The organism is Microbacterium sp. LB12 (genome assembly GCF_037150835.1).
Taxonomy (GTDB): Bacteria; Actinomycetota; Actinomycetes; order Actinomycetales; family Microbacteriaceae; genus Microbacterium.
This window is the reverse complement of the sequence record NZ_JBBCPF010000013.1, coordinates 1-22,502: the sequence shown is the minus strand read 5'-3', so window position 1 is coordinate 22,502 and position 22,502 is coordinate 1. Positions and strand designations below refer to the sequence as shown.

The 22,502-nt window shown below is 68.9% G+C and carries 22 protein-coding genes and 1 tRNA gene; 10 read left to right on the top strand and 13 right to left on the bottom strand.

Annotation, left to right across the window (positions count from 1 at the left end; all coding sequences use genetic code 11):
* Position 1: 1 nt before the first annotated feature.
* From WFM69_RS17320 to idi, 7 genes are read right to left on the bottom strand one after another with little or no spacing between them, the layout of a single operon-like run.
* Complete coding sequence (locus tag WFM69_RS17320; RefSeq protein ID WP_337006860.1) at positions 2-892, bottom strand: prenyltransferase; 891 nt, start codon at positions 890-892, stop codon at positions 2-4.
* Complete coding sequence (locus WFM69_RS17315; RefSeq protein ID WP_337006858.1) at positions 889-1,233, bottom strand: lycopene cyclase domain-containing protein; 345 nt, start codon at positions 1,231-1,233, stop codon at positions 889-891. Before WFM69_RS17315 ends, WFM69_RS17320 begins: the two co-directional genes overlap by 4 nt.
* Entirely contained in the window at positions 1,230-1,577 is a 348-nt protein-coding gene (locus tag WFM69_RS17310) for a lycopene cyclase domain-containing protein (protein WP_337006856.1), read from the bottom strand. Before WFM69_RS17310 ends, WFM69_RS17315 begins: the two co-directional genes overlap by 4 nt.
* Positions 1,577-3,175 carry a phytoene desaturase family protein gene (gene crtI / locus WFM69_RS17305; protein WP_337006854.1) on the bottom strand — a complete coding sequence of 533 codons (1,599 nt, stop codon included), beginning with the start codon at positions 3,173-3,175 and terminating at the stop codon, positions 1,577-1,579. Before crtI ends, WFM69_RS17310 begins: the two co-directional genes overlap by 1 nt.
* Complete coding sequence (locus WFM69_RS17300; protein ID WP_337006852.1) at positions 3,172-4,077, bottom strand: phytoene/squalene synthase family protein; 906 nt, start codon at positions 4,075-4,077, stop codon at positions 3,172-3,174. Before WFM69_RS17300 ends, crtI begins: the two co-directional genes overlap by 4 nt.
* The gene (locus WFM69_RS17295) at positions 4,074-5,156 is read right to left on the bottom strand and encodes a polyprenyl synthetase family protein (protein ID WP_337006850.1); all 1,083 of its coding nucleotides are present in this window, start codon (positions 5,154-5,156) and stop codon (positions 4,074-4,076) included. The genes WFM69_RS17300 and WFM69_RS17295 overlap by 4 nt, the downstream gene beginning before the upstream one ends.
* Before the next feature lie 3 nt (positions 5,157-5,159).
* Positions 5,160-5,681 (bottom strand): isopentenyl-diphosphate Delta-isomerase, encoded by a 522-nt coding sequence (gene idi / locus WFM69_RS17290; protein WP_337006848.1) that lies wholly within the window; start codon positions 5,679-5,681, stop codon positions 5,160-5,162.
* A gap of 75 nt (positions 5,682-5,756) precedes the next feature.
* Here idi and WFM69_RS17285 point away from each other — a divergent pair, with 75 nt between their 5' ends.
* The gene (locus WFM69_RS17285) at positions 5,757-6,407 is read left to right on the top strand and encodes a MarR family winged helix-turn-helix transcriptional regulator (RefSeq protein WP_337006846.1); all 651 of its coding nucleotides are present in this window, start codon (positions 5,757-5,759) and stop codon (positions 6,405-6,407) included.
* Between the two features lie 33 nt (positions 6,408-6,440).
* On the opposite strand, the gene WFM69_RS17280 is transcribed toward WFM69_RS17285, so the two are convergent.
* The 3 genes from WFM69_RS17280 to WFM69_RS17270 form a co-directional block, all read right to left on the bottom strand.
* Positions 6,441-6,821: a histone-like nucleoid-structuring protein Lsr2 gene (locus tag WFM69_RS17280; protein ID WP_337006844.1), complete on the bottom strand. Its 381-nt coding sequence runs from the start codon at positions 6,819-6,821 to the stop codon at positions 6,441-6,443.
* 42 nt (positions 6,822-6,863) lie between these two features.
* Complete coding sequence (locus tag WFM69_RS17275) at positions 6,864-7,721, bottom strand: LuxR C-terminal-related transcriptional regulator (protein WP_337006842.1); 858 nt, start codon at positions 7,719-7,721, stop codon at positions 6,864-6,866.
* Between the two features lie 154 nt (positions 7,722-7,875).
* On the bottom strand, positions 7,876-8,388 hold the full coding sequence (locus WFM69_RS17270) for a methylated-DNA--[protein]-cysteine S-methyltransferase (protein WP_337006840.1): 513 nt from the start codon (positions 8,386-8,388) through the stop codon (positions 7,876-7,878).
* 214 nt (positions 8,389-8,602) lie between these two features.
* Here WFM69_RS17270 and WFM69_RS17265 point away from each other — a divergent pair, with 214 nt between their 5' ends.
* Positions 8,603-12,286 (top strand): AAA family ATPase, encoded by a 3,684-nt coding sequence (locus tag WFM69_RS17265; RefSeq protein ID WP_337006838.1) that lies wholly within the window; start codon positions 8,603-8,605, stop codon positions 12,284-12,286.
* Positions 12,279-12,485 carry a hypothetical protein gene (locus tag WFM69_RS17260; protein ID WP_337006836.1) on the top strand — a complete coding sequence of 69 codons (207 nt, stop codon included), beginning with the start codon at positions 12,279-12,281 and terminating at the stop codon, positions 12,483-12,485. The genes WFM69_RS17265 and WFM69_RS17260 overlap by 8 nt, the downstream gene beginning before the upstream one ends.
* A 74-nt stretch (positions 12,486-12,559) precedes the next feature.
* Here the strand turns inward: WFM69_RS17260 and mscL are convergent, their stop codons facing one another.
* The 3 genes from mscL to WFM69_RS17245 are packed head-to-tail and all read right to left on the bottom strand — an operon-like array spanning position 12,560 to position 13,890.
* A complete protein-coding gene (gene mscL, locus WFM69_RS17255; protein WP_337006834.1) occupies positions 12,560-12,982 on the bottom strand; it encodes a large conductance mechanosensitive channel protein MscL in 423 nt (140 codons plus the stop codon).
* A gap of 24 nt (positions 12,983-13,006) precedes the next feature.
* Complete coding sequence (locus WFM69_RS17250) at positions 13,007-13,279, bottom strand: FmdB family zinc ribbon protein (RefSeq protein ID WP_337006832.1); 273 nt, start codon at positions 13,277-13,279, stop codon at positions 13,007-13,009.
* A gap of 14 nt (positions 13,280-13,293) precedes the next feature.
* Positions 13,294-13,890 carry a 5-formyltetrahydrofolate cyclo-ligase gene (locus WFM69_RS17245; RefSeq protein WP_337006830.1) on the bottom strand — a complete coding sequence of 199 codons (597 nt, stop codon included), beginning with the start codon at positions 13,888-13,890 and terminating at the stop codon, positions 13,294-13,296.
* A 41-nt stretch (positions 13,891-13,931) separates the two neighbouring features.
* On the opposite strand from WFM69_RS17245, the gene galU reads away from it, so the two are divergent.
* The 7 genes from galU (at position 13,932) to WFM69_RS17210 (ending at position 21,978) form a co-directional block, all read left to right on the top strand.
* A complete protein-coding gene (gene galU / locus WFM69_RS17240) occupies positions 13,932-14,819 on the top strand; it encodes a UTP--glucose-1-phosphate uridylyltransferase GalU (RefSeq protein WP_337006828.1) in 888 nt (295 codons plus the stop codon).
* Between the two features lie 43 nt (positions 14,820-14,862).
* Positions 14,863-15,474 (top strand): GNAT family N-acetyltransferase, encoded by a 612-nt coding sequence (locus WFM69_RS17235; RefSeq protein WP_337006826.1) that lies wholly within the window; start codon positions 14,863-14,865, stop codon positions 15,472-15,474.
* 93 nt (positions 15,475-15,567) lie between these two features.
* Positions 15,568-16,413, top strand: a complete 846-nt coding sequence (locus WFM69_RS17230; RefSeq protein WP_337006825.1) for a hypothetical protein — start codon at positions 15,568-15,570, stop codon at positions 16,411-16,413.
* A 50-nt stretch (positions 16,414-16,463) separates the two neighbouring features.
* Positions 16,464-16,536, top strand: a tRNA-Ala gene (locus tag WFM69_RS17225).
* A gap of 78 nt (positions 16,537-16,614) precedes the next feature.
* Entirely contained in the window at positions 16,615-17,328 is a 714-nt protein-coding gene (locus WFM69_RS17220) for a GntR family transcriptional regulator (RefSeq protein ID WP_337006824.1), read from the top strand.
* 160 nt (positions 17,329-17,488) lie between these two features.
* Entirely contained in the window at positions 17,489-20,584 is a 3,096-nt protein-coding gene (locus WFM69_RS17215) for a LamG-like jellyroll fold domain-containing protein (RefSeq protein ID WP_337006823.1), read from the top strand.
* A gap of 38 nt (positions 20,585-20,622) precedes the next feature.
* Entirely contained in the window at positions 20,623-21,978 is a 1,356-nt protein-coding gene (locus WFM69_RS17210; RefSeq protein ID WP_337006822.1) for a HupE/UreJ family protein, read from the top strand.
* Positions 21,979-22,502: the final 524 nt, after the last annotated feature.

Below are 22,502 nucleotides of genomic sequence, written 5' to 3'. Positions count from 1 at the left end.
ATCAGGACACCCACGCGAGGATGAGGATCATCGTCGCGAGGAATCCGGCGAAGTAGTTGAGGGCGATGAAGCGGCGCCAGGCGCGGTTGGTGGATGCCGATGCCGCATCGGTCACGTTCCACCACGGCGCCGCATTCACGACGTACGGCACGGCGAGCACCGCGGCCAGCGGCCCCGGCCAGGGGGTGAGCAGCATCGCGAGCCCCGCGACCACCCACAGGGCGAGTGCCAGCCGCACGGTGGCCCGCGCCCCGATCACCGTCGCGATCGACGCGATCCCGGCTTCCCGGTCGGGACCGATGTCCTGCACGGCACCGAAGGCATGCGCCGCCATGCCCCAGAGGAAGAAGGCCAGGAGCGTCACGACGGCGATCTCGGTCACCGGTACCTCGGCCAGCGCGAGTCCGACGATCGCCGGGCTGACGAAATGCGTGCTCGAGGTGATCGAATCCAGGAAAGGTCGTTCCTTGAAACGGAGCACGGGCGCCGAGTACGCGATCACGGCGAAAACGCTCACAGCGAGCCAGCACCACGACGCGGGGTTGCCGACGAGCACGAGGTAGACGAGGAACGGGATGTTCGTCAGGGCTGCGGCCCACAGCGTCGCGCGATGGATGCGTGGGGCCAGCAGTGCTCCCTCGATCCCGCCCTTGCGCGGATTGGCCAGGTCCGACGCATAGTCGAACACGTCGTTGATGCCGTACATCGCCAGGTTGTACGGGATGAGGAAGTACAGGGTGCCGATCACGAACGTCAGATCGAGCTCGCGGGTCGTGAGCAGGTAGGCGGCCGCGAACGGGAACGCCGTGTTGATCCAGCTGATCGGGCGCGACGACAGCACGATCTGGGCGAGATCCCGCCCGAGGGTCGACGACGGAGCCGGGCCGCTCATGCGCGCTCCTCGCTGTCGTCAGCGGTGCGGACACGCACACGTCGTCGCGCCCGCATCGCTGTCCACACCGCAGGAAGCAGCAGTGCGCCCGCGAGCGGATACGCGAAGTCCTCGATTGGCGCGAGACCGATGTGCACCCCGAGCAGCGGATCCTCTGCGTAGTGGAAGAGGCCGGCTGCGATCATCACCGTGTCGAACACGGCGGTGAGCACGAACAGGACCAGGATGGTCAGCAGCACGGCACCGGGGACCGGGCCGCGGCGGCGCGATGCGAACGTCAGGGCGATGCCGCCCGACAGTGCGACGAGCAGGAAGCAGGCGGAGAGCTGGACGTAGGTCACGGTCGTCCCCCCGTGCCGCGGGGCCGTCGGCGGAGGCGGGAGAGGATACGCACCGCACCCGTGTAGATCACCATCGTGCACACCGCCAGGAACAGTAGGAACACCGGCTCCTCGATCGGCAGCTCCGGAGCGAGCACCAGACCGGTGGCGATCGCTCCCTCACCGCGCAGGAAGATGCCGTTGGCGATGCCGGCCACGTCCCACACGAGGAAGAAGACGAACCCCACCGCCGTGACGACCCCCGCCGAGAGCGCATCGCGCCAGAAGAACAGCCGGAACCGCCAGTCCAACAGCAGCATGCAGCCCAAGGAGACCAGCAGGGCGATGAGGTACACGGCGCCCATCAGGAGTGCTCCGTGGAGAGCCGCGCGTGATCGGGGACGGGAAGGGGGCCGGGAGAGTGGTCGCCGCGGATGCGCTTGAGCACGATCTCGGCACTGATCAGGCACATCGGCACGCCGACGCCGGGCGCGGTCGTGGCGCCGGCGTAGAACAGGTTCTGCACCCGCCGCGAGGCGTTCTGCGCCCGGAACATGGCGCTCTGCGACAGGATGTGCGCGGGGCCCAGCATCCCGCCCCGCCACGAGCGGTAGTCGTCGCGGAAGTCCGCAGGACCCTTCGTCTCGCGCACGACGATGCGCTCGCGGAGGTCCGGGATCCCCGCCCAGTCCGAGATCTGATCGATCGCCGCGTCGGCGGCTCGCTCGACATCGGCTGAGCCCGCGCCGTCCGTGCCCCCGTGTCCGAGATCGACGTCGGCGGGCACCGGGACCAGCACGAACAGGTTCTCGTGGCCCGCGGGCGCGACGTCGGGGTCGGTCGCGCTCGGTCGACACACGTAGGTCGACGCAGGGGAGGGGATCTCCGGCGTGCGTCCGAAGATCGCGTCGAAGTTCGCGTCCCAGTCTTCGGTGAAGAACAAGGAGTGGTGCGGGAGTTCGGGGAGAGCGCCGCGCACTCCGAGCATCACGAGCACCCCGCCCGGGCCGCTGGTGCGTCGCGCCCACCACGGTTCGGGGTACGACTGCAGCGATACGGGCAGCAACGCGGTCTCGGTATGGTGCAGGTCTGCGGCGGAGACCACGATGTCGGCGGTCTCGCGAAACGTTGTTCCCGCGCCGTCGACCCACCCGACGCCGGTCACCACCGTTCCCTCGGGGGTGTCCCTCGTCTGGATGCCCGTGACGTCCGCCCCGGTCACGATGCGTGCTCCCGCGCCGATCGCGAGCGCCTCGATCCTCTCGACCACACGCCAGAAGCCACCCTGTGGGTAGCTCACGCCCTGGTCGAGATCGAGCGCGCTCATCAGGTGGTACATGGCCGGCGCGGTTCGCGGATCGGTCCCGAGGAAGACCGCCGGGTATCCGAGGATCTGCCGCACGACCGGATGCCGGAATCGCCGGGCGGCGAACGACTGCAGCCGGGTGCCGAGCAGCGTGAACAGACGCGGCAGGGCACGCACCACTTCCGGGGCGGTGAGAGTGCGCAGACGGGTGAACGGGTTGTAGAGGAAATACTTCTGCGCCATGACTCCCGCATCGCGCGCGGAGTCGAGGTACGAGTCCAGCGCCGGCGAGGACCCGGGTTCGAGCTCCTCGAAGAGCGCGGTGACGGCATCGCGACCGGCGGGGACCGTGACCGGAGTGGTGTCATCCGTCGCACCCGGCGTGCGGAACACGCGGTAGCCGGGGTCGAGGCGGATCAGTTCGAGCTGCTCCGCCGTGGTGGTCCCCATCATCTCGAAGAAGTGGTCGAACACCTCGGGCATGAGGTACCAGGAGGGACCGGAGTCGAAACGGAAGCCATCGCGCTCGATCGTGCCCGCGCGTCCGCCCACGCGGTCGTTCTTCTCGAGCACGACCACATCGTGTCCGTCCCGGGCGAGCAGGCCCGCGGTCGCGAGCCCCGCGATGCCGGCACCGATCACCACCACCCGGCTCATCGGTCGCGCTCCATCGCGGTGACGACGACGGCGCGTGCGGCGAGCACGGCCTTGATCGGATCCGGAACGCGCACGCGTCGCTGATACAGCACCGCGGCGGGGGTCTTCGCGACGCGTCGGGTGAGGGCCGCGAAGAGGGAGAGCGCACTGCGCACCGCCGCCCTGGCGTCCTTCGGAAGCAGCGGGATGGCGGCGCGCGCGTCGTCCAGCTGCCGGAACACGGTGTCGACCCACGCATCCCGATCAGCATCGGTCAGGCGGGCATCCCCGCCGAGATACCCGCGCTGCAGGCGATCCGTGTCGTCGGCGAGGTCGCGCAGGAAGTTGACGTTCTGGAAGGCGGCGCCGAGCTGACGGGCACCGCGGTGGAGGGTCTCGAGCTCGCCGGGGGAGCGCTCCGCACCCCTCAGGAACACTTGCAGGCACATCAGGCCGACCACCTCGGCCGAGCCGTACACATAGGCGGCGTGCGCATCCGCGTCGTATGCCGTGAAGGCGTCGCCGGCGATGTCGGCGCGCATCGAGTCGAAGAAGGGAACGGTCAGCTCCTCACCGATCCCGCACTCGCGAGCCGTCTGCGCGAAGGCGTGCAGGATCAGATCGCTGCTGTAGCCGCTGCGCATCGAACGGTGCGTCTCGGCGACGTAGGAGTCCAGTGCGGCGGACTGAGCGGCGACGTCGAGGCCGGCTTCCGCCGCCACCCCGTCGACGATCTCGTCGGCGATGCGCACCATCGCATAGATGTTGTGCACATGCTGGCGGTGACGGGCGCCGAGCAGGCGGGTCGCGAGTCCGAACGATGTGGAGTACGTGCGGATGACATCGGTGGTAGCGATCTCCGCGGTGCGGTTGAAGCGGGTGAGTGCGCCTCGGTCGGAGCGATCGGAGGGGTGGGCACTCATCCTTGTCGGCCCTCGATACGGTCGGCCAGTGCGAGGATGGTCCGTGCCGCGGTGGACGGAAGCGCATCCGACTCCTCGGCCTCGGCGACGAGGGTCGCTGCCGCCGTGAGCTGTTCCTGCACGAGCCCGCGCACGAACTGCTCCGCACCGCATTCGCGCAACCGGTCGCGCATGTCGGCGGCGTCCGCCACGCTCAGCTCGGCCGTGCCGAACCGCAGCTCGATGCTCGGCCAGTGGCCGGTCATCCGGGCGTAGGCGATGATCGCGGTCTCCTTGCCCTCGCGCAGGTCCGAGAAGGCATCCTTGCCATGCGCGGAGGGATCGCCGAACACCGACAGCAGATCGTCCTGCAGCTGATAGGCGAGGCCGAGATGCTGCCCGAGCGCTGCCAGCTGGGACTCGACGGCCGGCGTCGCACCCGCGAGGACGGCCGCCGCGCGCAGCGGCAGCGCGAAGGAATAGGTCGCGGTCTTGTAGGCACTCGTCGACAGGATCGTCCGCAGGTCCGGGGTGACGATCCCGTCGCTCAGGGCGATGTCGGCATGCTCGCCCGCCACAGTCTCGAAGATCGTCTGCTCGAGGAGAGCGAGCAGACGCTCACGTGTCTCCGCGTCGGCCTCCGTGCGCGCGAAGCCGATCGTCGCCGACGCCAGCAGCAGGTCGCCGAGCAGGATCGCGCTCGAGCGGGCCCAGTGCAGCACGGGCTCGCTCGGTTCGGCCCCGTGTCGAGCTGCGAGGGAGCCGATCAGGTTCGGTCGGCGGCGCCGGATCAGATCGCCGTCGATCACGTCGTCGTGCAACAGGAACGCGAAGTGGAGCATCTCCACGTCGACGGCGACCTCGACCGCACGCCGCATCTCGTCGTCGTCGAGCGCGGAGGAGGACAGTGCCGTCAGCAGGTCGAGCAGCAGGCGTGGACGGATGAGCTTGCCGCCGAGGGCGTGTTCGGAGGCAGCCTGCCAGAGCGCGACGAACTCGGTTCCGTAGCGGGCAGCGGCCGTGGTGCGCTCGGCGAAACGCAGGCGCAGCACCTCCTCGATCCGTGTCGCGAGGTCTTCCCGGGTCGCCGTCGCGCTCATCGGTCAGATCTCTCCGAGGCGACGCAGCTGGGGAAGCTGCTCGACGAGCCAGGGGCTGAACGCGAAGGGTGCGCGGGAGACGGCTTCGATGAGGGGAGACACCTCGGTCCACGTCCATTCGGCCACCTCATCCGGGTCCGCGGCGGGCTCACCGTCGACGAACGCGACATGGACCGGGCAGATCTCGTTCTCGACGATGCCGCTGGCATCCACCGCGCGGTAGCGGTAGTCGGGGAGTGCGAGACGGATGCCGTCGAGTCGGATGCCGAGTTCGTCGAGCCCACGTCTCCGTACGGCGTCGGTCATGTCCTCACCCGGACGCGGGTGGCCGCAGAAGCTGTTCGTCCATACACCGGGCCAGGTGCGCTTCGACAGCGCTCGCCTGGTGACCAGCAGTCGCCCCCGAGAGTCGAGCACGTAGCAGGAGAAGGCGAGATGGAGCGGGGTGTCGGTGGTGTGAACCTCGCTCTTCGGCAGGATGCCGACGGCTGTCCCGTCCTCGGCGAGGAGTGTCACGTGATCCATGGCATCCTCTCGACCTTTAGCTAACTTGGTGAGTAATTAACTTAGCATGAAACTGTTCGTGTGTAACATGATCGCATGGACACCGTGCGCGGCACCACCCCGCTCCCGGGCGTGCACGAGACGCACCCCGGCGGGGAGCGAGCCGATCTCGTCTCGAAAGAGGAGCCCGACGGGCTGAGCCATTCCGCGATCTACGACGTCGAGGCCAGCGATCCGCGGAGCGCTCTGATCGACAGAACGGGTGTGCCGCCCGAGGACCTCCGGCAGATCGCCGTGCTGATGGGGGCGCTCGGGAGTCTCCGTGAAGCCGAGCAGCGCCTGTCGCTGGCATCGCGTCGATACATGCAGCTCAACGAGACCGACATGCGGGCGCTGCACTACCTGATCGTGTGCGCCAACCGTGACCTGGTCGCCACCCCCAGCGGCATCGCGCACCACCTCGGGGTGTCGACGGCCGCGACGACGAAGCTGCTCGACCGTCTGGAGCGCGGAGGGCATATCCGCAGAGCTCCGCACCCGACCGATCGGCGGGCGCTCGCGATCACCATCACGACCGAGACCAGGCATGCCGCCATGGAGACCGTCGGGCGGCAGCAGGCGAAGCGCTTCTATGCCGCCGCACGATTGACGCCCGCCGAGCGCGATATCGTCATCCGATTCCTGACCGATATGACGGAAGAGATCACACTTCGGGATGAGCCCTGGCTTCCGAAATCGGACGCCTGATCGAACTCATCGGCCAGTGAAGGCGGCCACAGTTCAGTGTGCCGCGTTGTATGCCTCGAGGATCGGGGCGGGAATACGACCGCGCTCAGAGAGCGAATGCCCGTTGGCGTTCGCCCAGGCGCGGATGGCCGCGACCTCAGGATTGCGTGCCGGCCTCTTGCGTGGTGCGGACGACCGCACCGCTCCCGAGGATCCGGCTCTCCGGCCCGCGGAGATGTACGGCTCGAATGCCTTGCGCAATTCCTCTGCGTGCGCCGCATTCAGGTCGATCTCGTAAGAGGTGCCATTGAGAGAGAAGTGAACCGTCTCTCCTTCGCCGACCTCCAGGACGCTGCCATCGATATCGTCGACTAGCTGATGCACAATTCGTCTCGCCATGAATGCGACTTTACCTCCCGTGGCGAATTGCGACAAGGAAGCCAATTGCGTTGCCGGACAATTCGGCGACGAATGCGCTCAGGGGAGGAGGCCCGCTCGGCGCGCGCGCGTGACGGCGGAATGCCGAGTGGACGCGTCGAGTTTCGACATGGCTGCGCCGAGGTACGCCTTCACGGTGCCTTCGCGCAGGTTCAGCTGGGCGGCGATCTCGGCATTGGTCGATCCGAGTGCCGCGCAGGCGAGGACATCCGTCTCGCGACGGGAGAGGTGGACGGTGGGGACGGAACCCGTGGTCGCGGGAACCGTGCCGCCGGCCAGGGCGACCAGACGAGACTCGACCTGAGCGATCCGTGCACGGACCTCCGCGTCGTCGACCGCTGCGGCGATGCTGCGCAGCTCGGCGAAGCTCTCCCGCAACTCCTCGCGGTGGGCGGGGGCGACGGTGCCATCCTCGTGAGGCATCGCCTGCAGCCGACGCTTCACCTCGTCGCGGATGCGCAGTTCGTCTGCCACGGATTGCGCGACCTGCATCGCGGGAGCCGTGGTGACGCCGCCCACCTGCTCCTCATCCCAGGCTCCCGCGTACAGAACTCCTCGTGAGCGGCCCTGCACGATGATGGGCAGCGCCAGGAGAGTGCGCAGTCCTTCGCCGAGCACGAAGACGTCATAGTCGTGGGTGATCTGTTGGGATGAGCCGTAGTCGCTCGTCATGCGGGGGCGGAGCTCCATCATGGCCCTGCCGCCCAGTCCGCGCTCCGGACGAACGCGCAGGCCATCCAACGAGCGGGTGCGTGCGCCGACGATGCTGGTGACGCTCACGACGCCTTCTTCGATGAGGCCTCCGAACGCCACGGGGAAGCGCGTTCGTCTCGCGAGTTCGCGCACCGCATTGGCGACGAGTTCCGCCTCGGATTCGAGGGCGACCGATGAGCTCACGACTACCTGCTTCCGGGGCGACGACGGCGTTCCCCGATATGTCGCGTCGACTTTATCACTCGACGGTTCCCGCGGATCGGTCGCTCTCGCTTCTGCGCGGACAGGTGTGGACCCGGCGGCCTACTCGCCGGGTCCACATCGTCCCGCAGGACGCTCAGCCCGCTTCGAGATCGAGCAGGAATCGCTTGCGCTCGGGATGGGCGCCGTAGTGTCCGGCGCTTCCGTCCGAACGCACGACGCGGTGCACCGGCACGATGATCGAGAACGGGGTGACGCGGCATGCGGTGCCGACCGCGCGTGCCGCGCCGGGGTGCCCGGCGAGGACGGCGACTTCGCCGTAGCTCATGGTCTCGCCCCACTCGATCGTGCTGATGGTCTGCAGTGCGGTGCGTGTGAATCCTTCCGCGAGCCGCCAGTCGAGCCGGACATAGTCGGAGAAGCGGATCGGGGCACCGTCGAAGTAGTCGGCGAGGAGGTGCGCGAGCTCGTCGGCGGCGCCAGGGTCGGGTTCGGGAGCGGCGTGCAGTCGATGAGAGACGCCCTCGAGCAGCCAGGGGACGTGAGGATCCTCCGACTCGGAGAGGTCGAATCGCACGATGCCCTCATCGGAGAACACCGCGAGAGCATCGCCGAATGGCGTCGGGGCGAAGTCGTAGCGGAAGGTCATGGCACCATCCTGGCCGTCCGGACCGACGGTCGGCCAACGCTGCTCCACGCCTGGTGGAGAACGCGAGTGGAGCGCACATGCGGCAGGAGGAGTGCGGATCGTCCTCCGAAGGCGGGAATTCGGCGGAAACCCGCCCGGGATACCCGTTCCGACCGGGTCGCGCGCCTAGGGTGTCAGTGTGTGGCGACGTGAGGACAAGTCTGCGGATGACACAGTGGCGGACGCTGCTGTGTCGCTCGGCGATCTGCACGAGACCACGACCGGTATCGGCATCGCGCACGCGGCCGAGGCCGAGCGCACCCGGTTGCGTGCGGAGGCGGCCGATCTCGGCGGCCCCTCGCCGCTGACGAGTTTCCGTGATAGCCCGGAATCGGGCATCGACATCTCCAAGGCGCATCCGGGGAGCCTGCCGCAGTTCATCACCGGGAAGTCGACTCTCCTGTCGAATCTGTTCCGCGACGAGGTGGGGCTGCGCACGGCGAGACTCGCCGCGGAGCGGATCACCGCGAAGAACACCGAGCTCCGTACGGTCCGCGGCATCGAGGCCGTGCATCTCGCGGTCGGTGTCGCCGGGTGGCGCATCGGGGGAGCGGGGTTCGCCGCACCCGTGCTGCTGCGTCCACTGGCCATCCGCCGTCACCACTCCGACTTCGAGCTCAAGCTACAGGGCTCCTTCGAGGTCAACCCCGAACTCGTCCGGATCGCGCGCGACCACTTCGGCCTCACGATCGATGCCGCCGCCCTGGCCGCTCTCGCGTACGACGGAGGCATCTTCAAGCCGCAGCCGGTGATCGACAACCTGCGTGCGATGACGCGCTCGATCGACACCTTCTCGGTCGAGCCGCGACTGGTGGTGTCGACGTTCGCCGATGTCTCGGGCGTGATGTCCCGCGACGGCGGCAGCCTCGACCACCAGGTGTTGAACGCCCTCGGCGGCCACGTGGGAGACCGAGAGCGCGTCACGGCGCCCCGCGCCGCCCCGCACCACATCGGACCCGACGATCGCGCACCGGCGTCCGACAACCTCCTCCTGGATGCGGATGCCGAGCAGGAGGCGGTGCTCGCGCGCATCGCCGCCGGTCATTCGCTCACCGTCGCGACCCTGCCGGGCACCGGCGGCACGCAGACCGTGATCAACGCCCTCGGCGAGCTGGTGCGCGGAGGCAAGCGGGTGCTCGTGGTGTCCGCTCGCCGTTCCACCCTGGACGGGGTGCGCCACCGTCTCGCGGGGATCGGCCTGGACAGCCTCGCGATCTCGCCGGCGAGCGTGCGCCGTGATCTGGTCAGGGCCATCGGACGGAACGAGAAGGCGGCAGCGCCCAAGGTCAGCGAGGTCGACGACGCGCTCGTGCGCCTGCGCACCGTGCTGCGCGACTACCGCCAGGCGCTGTCCGCACCGGTCGCCGGCATGCAGGCCTCGGTCCTCGACGCCACACGCCAGCTCACCAGGCTCGCTTCTCTGCCGATCCCGCCCTCCACGACGGCGCGTCTGGGAACGGATGCGCTGCGTCGTCTCGCCGCCGACCGCTCGGAGGCTGCGGAAGCGCTCGCGCAGGCCGCCCGCCTCGGCGAGTTCCGGTTCGGTCCCGACGACTCGCCCTGGTACGGAGTGACCTTCGCGAGCACCGAAGCCGCGCGCGCCGCCCATGAGCTGGCAGGCCGGCTGCACTCCCAGAGCGTTCCGGCCCTGCTCGAGCGCGGCTACGAACTGATCGCGCAGACGCACATGCGTCCGTTCGCGACGATCGACGAACTCGGCGAGTACCTCCGACTGCTGCAGGGGATCCGCGACTCGCTCGATCGGTTCAGCCCGACGGTCTTCGAGCGTCCGCTCGGCGAGCTCATCCAGGCTCACGGTTCGCGTCGCGACGCGCCCGGCCTCTCGGGAGCGAACAGGCGGCGGCTGCGGCGTCTCGCGAAGGAGTACGTGCGCCCCGGCGTGCACATCACCGAGATGCACGAGGCGCTCCTGCGGATTCAGACCCAGCGCACGCAGTGGCAGCGCTTCGTCGAGGCCGGCGTCGCGCCCGAGATCCCGCTGGGACTCGCCGACGTCTACGTCGCCTGGCAGCGGGTCGAGGCCGAGCTCGCCGAACTCGATGTGGCACTGGGGCGTCGCGAGCCGCTGTCCTCTCTTCCCGTGGCTCGACTCGTGCGCACGCTCGCCGGGCTGGCCGCGAAGTCCGATGTCTTCGAGAACCTCGTCGAACGCGCGCAGTTGCGGGACCGGCTCGCGCTCCTCGGCCTCGAGCCGCTTCTCACCGAGCTCTCGGTGCGCCATGTCTCCGAATCGCAGGTCGGCGAGGAGCTCGAGTTCGCCTGGTGGCAGTCGCTGCTCGAGCGGGCGCTGCAGGACAACCGCGCCCTCCTCGGCGCGAACACGGCCGTCGTCGACCGCCTGGAACGCGACTTCCGGCTGGTGGACGAGGCGCATGCCGCGATGGCGGGACCGCTGCTGGCCTGGCAGTTGGCGAACCAGTGGCGGATCGCGATCGTCGATGAACCGCAGCAGTCGCAGCATCTCCGCCGCGCGCTGACCCAGCCCGCGACGACGACGGCGCAGGTCGTCAGCGCGGCGCCCACGCTCGTCGACGTGCTCGCCCCCGTCTGGATCTCGTCGCCGTATCTGGTGCCGGAGATTCCGGACTCGGTCGAGTTCGACACCGTGCTCCTGGTTGATGCCGCTGCGATCAACCTCGCCGAGGCCGCCCCGTCGATCCGTCGCGCCCGCCAGATCGTGGCGTTCGGCGATCCGGTGACGCAGCGGCCGACGCCGTTCCGCATCGCGGTCGATCCGGATGAGTCGTGGGAGGCGGAGGTGCCGTTCGACGACGTCTCCGCGTTCGAGCGCCTCTCCGAGCTGCTGCCGGTGATGACCCTGACGCGCAGCTACCGCGCCGGTGGCGAGGATCTGGCCGAGCTGATCAACGATGCGTTCTACGGCGGCGAGATCGTCTCTCTCCCGTGGGCGGGCTCATACCTCGGTCGCGGCAGCCTCCTGGTCGACTACGTCGAGGGCGGCACGGGAGCCCCCGACCCGATCTCCGGTGCGGTGGAGAGCCCGGACGCCGAGGTGGCCAGGGTCGTCACGCTCGTCGTCGAGCACGCGGTGCACCGTCCGTCCGAATCGCTCATGGTCGTGACCGCGAGCGCCCGTCACGCCGAGCGCGTCCGCGCCGCGGTGACCTCCGCCTTCGCCGGACGCTCCGACGTGGCGGACTTCGTCGGCCGCGACACCGCGGAGCCGTTCGCGGTGCTCACGCTCGAGGAGTCGGTCGCCGAGAGCCGCGACCGCGTGATCTTCTCGCTCGGCTTCGGCCTCACCAAGCACGGCCGCGTGCTCAGCGACTTCGGCGACCTCTCCACCCCCGACGGCGAGCGGCTGCTCACGGTCGGAATGACGCGGGCGCGCCGCTCGATGGTCCTGGTCTCGTCGATCCGTCCGTCGTCGTTCGATGACGGACGCCTCGAACACGGTGCGGCCACGCTCATGTCGATCCTCGGCGGGCTCGCGGCGCGCAGCCGCGATGCGCGTCTGGAGGACCTCGCCGACCCGCTGACCCTGGCTCTCGCGCGGGAGCTGCGTCGCCTCGGCGCCTCCGTCGACGTCGACTACCGCGGGCTCCTCCCGCTGGTCGCGCAGCATGGCGGCAAGGCGGTCGTCATCGAGTCGGATCCGGAGTCTCGGGGAGAGTCGCTGCGCGAGACGCTGCGACTGCGACCGCACGTGCTCCGCCGGCTCGGGTGGCACTACGTGCGTGTGCACGCGTTCGATCTGTACAGCGACCCCGTGACGGCCGCGACGAGGATCGCCGCGGTGCTCGGGATCTCGGACACCGCCCCGCGGGCCGAGAACGACACGCAGCCGATCGACATCGTCGACACCCAGAATGACTGACGAGTCGGATGCCTCGGCACCGCGCCAACGCGTGGTGCGGGTCTCCGGTTCTCGCCGCGCGCGCCTGACGCCGGTGCCGGGCAGCGATCCCGAGCCGGAGTCCGGGACAGGCGAGCCGACCCCGAGGCCCGCTCGGCCGAAGGGCGCCAAGGGACCGAACGACGATCAGCTCATGCAGGACGTCCCGCCGCACTACTGAGCGCGGCGGACCTCGACGAAAAGACGCACGGCCCCTCCGAAGAGGGACCGTGCGTCGTGCCGTGCGGGTCGCGGTCAGGCGTCGCGCTGAGCCTTGAGCAGGTCGCGGATCTCGACGAGCAGCTCGGCCTCGGTCGCGGCGGCCGGCTCCTCCTCGGGCTCCTCGGCAGGCGTGCCCTTGCGTGCTTCGACGTGCGCCTTGAAGGTGTTCATCGGCAGCACGAACACGAAGTACACGACCACGGCGACGGCGAGGAAGCTGATGATCGCCGAGATCAGGTCGCCGATCGGGAACGTGACCATGTCGCCGTACAGGTTCGGCACCTGCGGACCGAAGCCGCCCATCGAGTCCGCCTTGAAGAACAGCGAGATGAGCGGGGTGATGATGCTGGACACCACGGCGTTGACGATCGCGGTGAAAGCCGCCCCGATGACGACCGCCACCGCGAGATCGATGACGTTGCCGCGCAGGATGAAGTCTTTGAACCCCTTGAGCATGGGTACCCCCAGTCGATCAGGACCTCAGTTCGAGGTCGGCGTCGACGCAGCCGCCGGTTTGGCGCTCGTCGTCGATTCCGACTTCGATGATGCCGAAGCATCCTTCGATCCCCCGGATTTGGCACGCGAGTCCGTGCGATAGAAGCCGGAGCCGTTGAAGGTCACGCCGATCGAGCCGTACTGCTTCCGCAGCGCACCGCCGCACTCCGGGCACACGGTGAGCGCGTCGTCGGAGAAGGTCTGCACGGCGTCGAAGGTGTGTCCGCACGACGTGCAGGCATAGGCGTAGGTGGGCATTGCGGTCCTTGCGATCAGCGTCGCCGCGGCGACAGGGTGAGGGTCTGCGACGGGGTCACGACGCCGTTCACCGGCTGGTCGTGCACCTCACGCGGGAGTTCGTCGAGTACCTCGGAATCATAGATGACGGCATAGACAGGAGGGCATTTCTCCATGGAGCCGATCGTCTTGTCGAAGTAGCCGCGGCCCCAGCCCATGCGCATGCCGGTACGGTCGACGGCGGCCGCGGGGATGATCATCAGGTCGACGTCGTTGACGGCGATGGGGCCGAGCACCTCGCCGGTGGGCTCGGGAAGGCCGAAGAGTCCTTCGGCGACCTCGTCGTCGTCGTTCGCGACGGCCCAGTCCAGCAACCCATCCGCACGGGTCACGGGAAGGAGCACGCGGATACCGCGGCGCACCGCCCTGGTCACGAACTCCCGAGTGCCCGGCTCGGTCGTGGTGGAGAGGAAGCAGGAGATCGACTGTGCGCCGAGCTCGTCGATCAGAGCATCGAGCCGCTCGCCGATCGCGGTGGCCGCGGCTTCGCGTTGCGGATCGGAGAGGAGCTGGCGTCGTTCGCGGAGTTCGGCGCGGAGCGCGCGTTTCGCATGTTCGACGTCGTTCGACATGGCTCCGAGTCTAAGGCGACGCTCACCACTAGGCTGGCAAGATGGCTGACCACAAGATCAAAGCCGTCATTCCCGCGGCAGGACTGGGGACGCGATTCCTTCCCGCCACGAAGGCGATGCCGAAGGAGATGCTCCCCGTCGTCGACAAGCCGGCGATCCAGTACGTCGTCGAGGAGGCCGCGAACGCCGGCATCGATGACATTCTCGTCATCATCGGTCGCAACAAGAACGCGATCTCCAACCACTTCGACTCGGTCCCCGAGCTCGAGGTGCGGCTCATGGAGAAGGGTGACACCGGTCGCCTCGAACGTGTCATGAAGTCGAGCGATCTCGCCGACATCCACTTCGTCCGCCAGGGCGAGCCGAAGGGGCTCGGGCACGCGGTGCTGCGCGCTCGCACCCACGTGGGCGACAGCTCGTTCGCGGTGCTCCTCGGCGACGACCTCATCGACGACCGCGACCCGCTCCTGACCGAGATGATCGCGGAGCACGAGCGTTCCGGCGCTGCGGTGATCGCGTTGATGGAAGTCGAGCCGAGCAGCATCCACATGTACGGTGCCGCGGCGGTCGAATCGATCGAGGGGTCCGAACACGTGCGGGTGACGGGGCTCGTCGAGAAGCCCGCCCCGGAGGATGCGCCCTCCAACCTGGCCATCATCGGCCGTTATGTGCTCCCGGCCTCGGTGTTCGAGATCCTCGAGCGCACCGAACCCGGCAAGGGCGGCGAGATCCAGTTGACGGATGCGCTGCAGGAGCTCGCGACCGATCCGAACGGTCCCGGCGTCGTCGGCGTCATCTTCGGAGGACGCCGGTACGACACGGGCGATCGCGTCGACTACATCAAGGCGATCGTGCAGCTCGCCGCGGATCGTGACGACCTCGGCCCCGAGCTGCGTCCCTGGCTCAAGGAGTTCGCGGAACGCCTCTAGGCGACTCTGCGGGCGTCGGTGCGGCATGGATCTGGCGGCGGGGATGCGACACGGACCCATCGAACTGCGCCTCGTGCGAGCGAAGGACGCCCGTCCGCTGCAGCACGAGCTGCTGGCGAACCGTTCCTGGTTGCAGCGCTGGGAAGCGACGGTCCCGTATGGGTCGGTGTCGTTCGACATGCGGCTCAGCATCCGGCGGCTGCTTCAGCAGTACCGCGACGGCTCGGGCTATCCGTTCGTCATGGAGTACGACGGTGAGGTCGCTGGGCAGCTGAACGTGTGGGGAGTCGCCCGCGGGTCCCTGTGCTCGGCGACGATCGGCTACTGGGTGAGCGAGCGCTTCGCGGGCAGGGGGATCACTCCGACCGCGGTGGCGATGGCCACCGATGCGTGCTTCACCGAGTACGGCCTCCACCGCATGGAGATCTGCATCCGCCCGGAGAACGCCGCGAGCCTGCGCGTCGTGCAGAAGCTCGGCTTCCGCTACGAGGGACTGCGTCGGCGCTACATCCACATCGACGGCGATTGGCGCGATCACTACGCGTTCGCGTTGACGCGGGAGGACGTCCCCCAGGGGGTGCTCGCGCGCTGGCTCAGCGGGCAGGTCCCGCCGGATGCCGCGACGGTCCCGCCGTCGGACCGCATCTCGTTCTGAGCGAAGCCTCGCAGACCTCGATCCGGGCCGACTCGCCGCGACACGCGCCTTTCTCTACGGCGCTGTCCCCCCGCACCCCTTAGCGTTGTCGGTATGGACGGGCCGGTGCTGAGCGGGGGAGTGATCGTGCTCGTCGCCGTGCTGCTCTGGATGCTCTACCTCCTGCCGTCGTGGCGGGGCCGTTTTCAGTACAACGCCGCCGAACGCAATGCCGTGCGGTTGAACCAGGCGCTGCGCGTGCTCGCCGAGACGAGCGAGACGCCGGGCGAGGTGCGCGTCGAACTGAACGCCCGCACCGCACTCGCGCAGCAGAAGCTCGCCAAGCGCGTGCAATCCGAACGCGAGGCTGCGGAGCTCGAGACATTGCGTGAAGAACTCGCTGCGACCAGGGCCGATCCGGTCATCCGCCGCGCTCGCGCCCGTCGGCGCGTGCGGGCGACGGCCACCACGATGATCCTGCTGGGACTCGCCACCGCCGGTCTCGGCGTATGGCAGCTCCTCGCCGCGGGGAGCTCCGTGCTCCTCTGGATCGGCGGAGCTGTGGCCGTGGTCGCTGGACTGGTGCTGCAGCGGATGGCCTCGGTCGCAGGCCGAGTCGCGCGAGCCACCCACGCGGTCGTGCCGGCGAAGCCGCGTGTCGCCCCCGAACTGCACGACCAGGGCCGAGCGACCTGGACGCCGCGTCCGCTACCGGAGCCGCTGGTGTCGGTCAACGGATCGCGCGCGCAGGCCGCGCAGGCGCAGATCGACGCGCAGGAGCAAAGGCGCAAGGCCGCCCGGGTCGCGGCTCTGCGGGAACGCGCCGAGCAGATGGCGCCCGAGGCTCCCGTCGCCCTTCCGGCTGCGTCCGCGTCGCCGTACGCCACTATGGGCTTCGTGGACGATGCCGAGATCGAGGCGCATGTTCGCGACCTGCTCTCGCGTCGTGCCGCCGGCTGACGGACCGACACGAACAGCTCTGCGGCCGTGATAGCGTAGACGTTGTTCACGGGCCTATGGCGCAGTTGGTAGCGCGCCTCGTTCGCATCGAGGAGGTCAGGGGTTCGAATCCCCTTAGGTCCACCGTGAGAGAAGCCCCCTGGCGCAAGCCCGGGGGCTTCTGGCATCTTCCGGGTCATCCGCGCGCTGGATAATGGGCGTGTGAGCGAGGTCGTCACGGAGCTGCGGGCTCAGATCATCGGGGGTGCGTACGTCGGGGGAGCGGCGCTCCCGAGTGAGCTCGAGCTCGCGGCGATCCACGGCGTCTCGCGGCGCGTGGTCCGCACGGCGCTCGCGACCCTCGCCCGGCAGGGGCTGGTCGAGTCGCACCGGGGCTCGGGCTGGTTCGTGCAGCCGAGTCAGCCTCAGGGGTTCGACCGGATGCGGTCGTTCACCCAGTGGGCGCGCAGCCGGGGGAGGACACCCGGGGGACTGATCGTCGCACGCACTCGGCGTCGTGCCACGGCCAGGGAGGCGCGACTGCTGTCGATCGGCACCGACGCCGAAGTGCTCGTCTTCACGCGCGTCCGCACGCTCGATCAGCGGGCCGTGATGGTGGAGCGCTCGACCTGGGCGCCGTGGGTCGTCCCCCACATGAGCGTCGTGCCGGACGATGTGGTCTCGACCACGAAGGTCCTCGCGGATGAGGGCATCGTCGTGTCCTCCGGCAACCACCGGATCGAGGCGGTCGCAGCGGCGACGGAGGATGCGCGACTCCTGTCCGTGCGTCGATCGAGCCCTCTGCTGCAGGTGCGACGCGAGACCTTCGCCGCGAACGGCCGACCGGTCGAGTGCGCAGAGGATCGCTACATCCCGCACACGATCTCGTTCGAGGCGCAGGCATTCGGATCCGCCGCACTCCCCGGCGAGGACTGACCGGAACACGTCGGTCCCGCCCACTGTGCGCACCGGGCCACCCGGATGGCGCGAACGCGCGCGGATGACATGCCGATGTCGGACCGCGTTCACCTCACGGTCATCTTCCGACGGTCGATTGGGCCTGTCCGCTTTTCCCGTCTCGCCCAGAGGATGCTCCGTGTCCCGTCACGAACCCCCCAATCCCTTCTCCCGATACCCCCGCCGCGCCCGCAAGGCCCTCGCCTTCCAGGCATCCGTCGTCGCGGTCGCTGCCTGCCTTGCGACTCCGCTCGTGGCTGCCAGCGCCGCGGAGGCCGCACCCTCCGCGGCGACCGCTCCCGTCGTCGCCGCTGTCTCCGACGACACCTCCACGACCACGGACGGCATCGTCATCCGGATCGACGGCGACGTTCCGACGCAGGGCGATGTCGACGTGCCCGTCGTGCTCCCGGCCGCCGCCGCGGTCGACGCCGACGGCACAGCCGCCGAGGTCGTCGTGACCGTGGCCGACCCGACCGGCGTCATCACGATGATCACCGCCGACGACGCGGGTGTCTTCCGCTTCCTCCCCGGCGTCCCCGGTGACTACGTCGTGAACTACACGGTGACCGACGCCTCGGGCGGCCTGAGTCAGGAGACCCGCACCGTGAGCGTGGCCGGCGCTCCCGTCGCGGACGTCACCACTGCGGCGGCTGCCGTCGCACCGTTGGCGGCACCCGGCGATCCCGACGTCCGTTTCGCCGCGATCGGCGACATCCACGACAACTGGGATGAGCTCGCGGAGGCCTACGACTTCTGGGCCGAACAGGATGTGCAGACCGCACTGTTCGTCGGCGACCTCACCAACAGCGCCACCCCGGCGGAGTTCCAGGGGCTGAAGGAGACCATCGACTCCAAGGCCGATCTCGGCATCCAGACGATCGCCTCCCTCGGCAACCACGACGTCTCCGGCATCGCGTCCTACGACCTGTTCACCCAGGCCACCGGTGGACAGAAGCCGAACGCCGAGTACACCGTGAACGGCTACCGCGTGATCACGGTGTCTCCCGGAAGCGGCACGATCGACCCGGTCACCGGCAAGCCGTCGGGCGCGAGCAGCGGCAACTACGCGTACGCGCAGACCTGGCTCCAGCAGCGGCTCACCGCGGCGACCGCCGACGACCCGACCAAGCCCGTGATGGTGCTCGTGCACCACCCGCTCCAGTGCACCCACTACGTGTCGAACGAGTGGTACGGCACCGGACTCTCCAGCGGATGCGGCGACGGATTCCAGTCGGTGTTCGACGACTTCCCGCAGGCGGTCGTCTGGGGCGGCCACATCCACACGCCGCAGAACATCCCCACCTCGATCTGGCAGGGCCAGGAGGACCGCCCGGGCGACAAGGCGACGAAGGGCTTCACGACGGTGAACGCACCACCGCTGGCGTACTACGAGTTCGAGTCCGGCGTGATCAACTCCAGCCCGACGAGCCGCAGCAACGACACCACGCCGGATGACGCGGGTAACAACCGCCAGACGGCGATCGTGGAGATCACCGGCACGCAGGTCACGATCAAGAACTACGACCTGCTCGCCGACCAGTGGATCGACCAGACCTGGTCGTGGGACGTCGCCGACTCCGTGGATGTCACGAAGAGCTACGACGAGCGGTTCCCGTTCAACAACACCCTCCGTTCCGCGGAGTCGGCCGGACCCGTGTGGCCGAGCGGATCGCAGGTCAGTGTCGGCGACATCGCGGGCACCAAGGCGATGGTGTCGTTCCCGCAGGCAGTACCGGCACCGAACACGGTGGGCGACATCGTGCACAAGTACCGCTACTCGACGGTCGACGTCGCCACCGGCGAAGAGGTGAACTCGTTCCTGCAGTGGTCGGGCTTCTACAACCTGCCCATGCCCGCCGACCGCAGCCACGAGGTGTGGAACCTGCTGCCGTCGCGCGAGTACGAGGTGCGGATCACGCCCATCAACGCCTGGGGCAAGGAGGGCGCGGCTCTGACGACCCGGTTCACCAGCGGTGACGCGGGCGGCGGCGAGCTGCCGTTCGATCCGGGTTCGCTGACCTTCGAGGATCTGCGCGATCCCGTGCCGACCGCCGACCTCCTCGATGTCGGGTTCGCCGGCGGAGTCGCGACCGACTCGTCTCCGGTCGCTCGTCCGCTCACGGCGGGAGCCGACGTCCAGATCGCCGCGGATGCCGCCGTCGGCACCGAGGTCGTGATCGGACGTGAGGGGGCCGCCACCGGAGTGCGCACGCCTGCCTGGACCGATGCGGAGTACGCCGCCCTGCAGGACGGCTTCACGCTCGATGCGACGTTCCGCCTCGACTCGATCGAGGGCGGGTACGTGGACGTCTTCGGAGGAATGCAGAGCGGTGGCATCGGGCTCGAGGCCGTGGGCACGAGCGCCACGACGTACGAGTTGCAGTTCTGGTACGCCTCGCCGCGACCGACCGTCGCGCTGAAGTACGGCCAGTGGTATCACGTGAGCGCGTGGTACGACGGACAGGACGCGCGACTGTACGTCGACGGTGTGAAGAAGGCCGAGACCGAGGACGTGTCGTTCCAGGTCAAGCCGAGTTCGGCGGCCGCGCGCTACATGGTGATCGGCGGCGACGCCAACCCGTCGGGCAGCCTGGACGATTCGACGCTGAACGGTCGCATCGCGGGAGTGGAGATCTACAGTGCTCCGCTGTCGGACAAGGATGTGTACCGCGTGGCGACGCGTGAGCTGACGATGCTCGACACGATGCCGCCGATGGTGCGCGTCGATCCTGCGCCGGCGGCGGACGGCGTGGTCGGGCAGCCCTACACCGCACCGATCCCGGAGGCAGTGGACAACTCCGGCCGCGTCACCGCAGCCCTCGAGGTGTCCGACCCCGCCGGTGCGCCGGTGGACGTCACCCGGGCGAGCGCGCGCGCCTTCGCCGAGGCCGCGGCCGATGGCGGGTATGCCTTCACACCGAGCACGCCAGGCGTGTACACGCTGACGTACACGGCGACCGATGCCGCGGCACGTCAGAACCAGGTGACCTTCACGGTCGCGGTGGCCGCGGCGCCCGGTGGGGGAGAGATCCCCGGCGGCGGGACCACCCCTGGTGGCGGCGGCTCGACTCCCGGTGGAGCTCCCGGTTCGGCGAACCCCGGCGCCGGTGACCCGCTCGCCGCGACGGGCGGGACGGTTCCGACGCTGGCCGCGCTCGGTGCGCTCGTGCTGCTCATCGCGGGTGGATTCCTGGTGTGGCGCCGGCAGCGTCGGTCCGAGACCGGGGCATGATGCCGGGCGCGACCGCAGTGCACATTCACCGACGACGGATGCCGGGCGTCCGCGCCCTCGTCGCCACCGCGCTCGCGCTCGCCGGAGTCGCCGCCAGCACCGTGCTGGCGGCGGCCCCGGCCGCGGCGCACAGCTATTCGGCGACGGTCTACGCCGACGTCTCCGAGCCGGAACGCGGTCTGGTGCGGACGGTGCTCGACATCGAGTACGTGCTGCTCGCGACGGATGGTGCCCGTGCCATGGGCGACCAGGCCTTCGAGCAGGAGGCCTATGCCGATGTGCAGGCGTCCGGGCGTGATCCCGAGCTCCTGACCACCGAGGTGCTGGAGGCGCACGCCGAGACGGTCGACGGCTACGTGCTGCCTCGCTTCTCCATCGCGCCCGCGGGGGAGGAGGGAGCTGTGGATGCGGCGCCGTGCGCGAACCGCGTGGTGGCGCCGTACGAGATCGTCATCCGCGACGGCGTCCCGCACGCGCGTCTGGTGATCGAGGCGGACTGCACGGATCGTGTCGAGGCGATGCCGGTCCCCTATCGGATCACCACGGAGCTCTTCCCCGGCACGGCCCCCGGTGGGATGACCACGACCATCATCGACTACGACGTGCGGTCGGGCTCGGGTGTGGCGAGCCTGGACACCGACACGAATCCCTCGGTGGTGACCACGACCGACTGGGGTTCCCGGATGGGGGAGTTCCTGGTGCTGGGGGCGGAGCATCTGCTCCTCGGGCCCGATCACCTGCTCTTCCTGCTCGCACTCATCGTCGGATCCCGCAGGCTGCGCGACATCGTGCTCGCGGCGACGGCGTTCACGGTGGCGCACTCGGCGACGTTCATCCTCGCCGCGCTGGGAGTGGTGAGCATTCCCGCCTGGATCGTCGAGCCCGCCATCGCGCTCTCGATCGCCGTTGTCGCCCTGTGGGAGATGCGCCGGTTCCGGCATGCGCGCCGCGGTGTGCCGGAGACACTCACGACCGTGGATGTCGATGGACCGCTTCACCGGGATACCACGGCGTCGGGTGGCACCGGCGGCACGGCGGTCAAGGAGCGGGCGGTGGTCGTCAGTACCGGGAGCGCGGCGATGACCGTGCAGGAGGGTGCTTTCACGCGCGCCGACCTCGTCCGCATCGCCGTCGTGTTCGCGTTCGGACTCATGCATGGCGTGGGCTTCGCCGGCGCGCTGGGCATCGACGAGCCGTTCTCGTGGGATCTCCTGGGCGCCCTCCTGGTGTTCAACGTGGGCATCGAGCTCGCGCAGCTGCTCGTGATCGCGCTGGTGTTCCCCGTGTTCGTGCTGGTGCGACGCCGCGTGGTGAGCGCGGGGTTCTGGACGGCGGCCGTGGTCGCCGCGGTCGGCCTGTTCTGGTTCGTCGAACGGCTGATCGGCGCCGGCTGACAGCGTGGGCCCCGGCGGTCGGATCGACGCCGGGGCATGCCGCCGCGGTGCGACACGCCCGGCGGTCGGGCTGGATTTGCTGGATCCCCGGGATCCGCGTAACTTATTACTTGTTCGCCCCAAACGGTTGAGCGGAGGTCCTCGGACCGGCTCCCGTCAAGCATCGAACACCTCCCGAATCCGAAACACTCTCAGAGTGAACAGGACGAAGGAATCGACTCGTTCCCTCGAACAGGTCGCCGGAAGGCGATTTGACAAAGGAAATGAGATCGGTAAAATAGAGAAGTTGCCCTGCGGGCCTGGTTGTGATGACTGGGTCGTGGGAGCATCCGATCCTTGAGAACTCAACAGCGTGCACTTGTCAAATGCCAAATTATCCTCGTCTCCACTTCGGTGGGGGTGAGAATTCCTTTGGATCAAAGACCAGCCTCCTTTGTGGGGTTGGCAATGGATGAAGTCAGCAATGAATTTGTCTCTTTGGTCAGCATCAAACTCGCTGCTTTCACCGTTTTCCCGGTGTTGGT

Bases quoted from the DNA above. Each gene is read 5' to 3' on its own strand.
- WFM69_RS17320 (WP_337006860.1), bottom strand. From the start codon at position 892: ATGAGCGGCCCGGCTCCGTCGTCGACCCTCGGGCGGGATCTCGCCCAG.
- WFM69_RS17310 (WP_337006856.1), bottom strand. From the start codon at position 1,577: ATGGGCGCCGTGTACCTCATCGCCCTGCTGGTCTCCTTGGGCTGCATG.
- crtI (WP_337006854.1), bottom strand. From the start codon at position 3,175: ATGAGCCGGGTGGTGGTGATCGGTGCCGGCATCGCGGGGCTCGCGACC.
- WFM69_RS17300 (WP_337006852.1), bottom strand. From the start codon at position 4,077: ATGAGTGCCCACCCCTCCGATCGCTCCGACCGAGGCGCACTCACCCGC.
- WFM69_RS17295 (WP_337006850.1), bottom strand. From the start codon at position 5,156: ATGAGCGCGACGGCGACCCGGGAAGACCTCGCGACACGGATCGAGGAG.
- idi (WP_337006848.1), bottom strand. From the start codon at position 5,681: ATGGATCACGTGACACTCCTCGCCGAGGACGGGACAGCCGTCGGCATC.
- WFM69_RS17285 (WP_337006846.1), top strand. From the start codon at position 5,757: ATGGACACCGTGCGCGGCACCACCCCGCTCCCGGGCGTGCACGAGACG.
- WFM69_RS17270 (WP_337006840.1), bottom strand. From the start codon at position 8,388: ATGACCTTCCGCTACGACTTCGCCCCGACGCCATTCGGCGATGCTCTC.
- WFM69_RS17260 (WP_337006836.1), top strand. From the start codon at position 12,279: ATGACTGACGAGTCGGATGCCTCGGCACCGCGCCAACGCGTGGTGCGG.
- mscL (WP_337006834.1), bottom strand. From the start codon at position 12,982: ATGCTCAAGGGGTTCAAAGACTTCATCCTGCGCGGCAACGTCATCGAT.
- WFM69_RS17250 (WP_337006832.1), bottom strand. From the start codon at position 13,279: ATGCCCACCTACGCCTATGCCTGCACGTCGTGCGGACACACCTTCGAC.
- WFM69_RS17245 (WP_337006830.1), bottom strand. From the start codon at position 13,890: ATGTCGAACGACGTCGAACATGCGAAACGCGCGCTCCGCGCCGAACTC.
- galU (WP_337006828.1), top strand. From the start codon at position 13,932: ATGGCTGACCACAAGATCAAAGCCGTCATTCCCGCGGCAGGACTGGGG.
- WFM69_RS17235 (WP_337006826.1), top strand. From the start codon at position 14,863: ATGCGACACGGACCCATCGAACTGCGCCTCGTGCGAGCGAAGGACGCC.
- WFM69_RS17230 (WP_337006825.1), top strand. From the start codon at position 15,568: ATGGACGGGCCGGTGCTGAGCGGGGGAGTGATCGTGCTCGTCGCCGTG.
- WFM69_RS17210 (WP_337006822.1), top strand. From the start codon at position 20,623: ATGCCGGGCGTCCGCGCCCTCGTCGCCACCGCGCTCGCGCTCGCCGGA.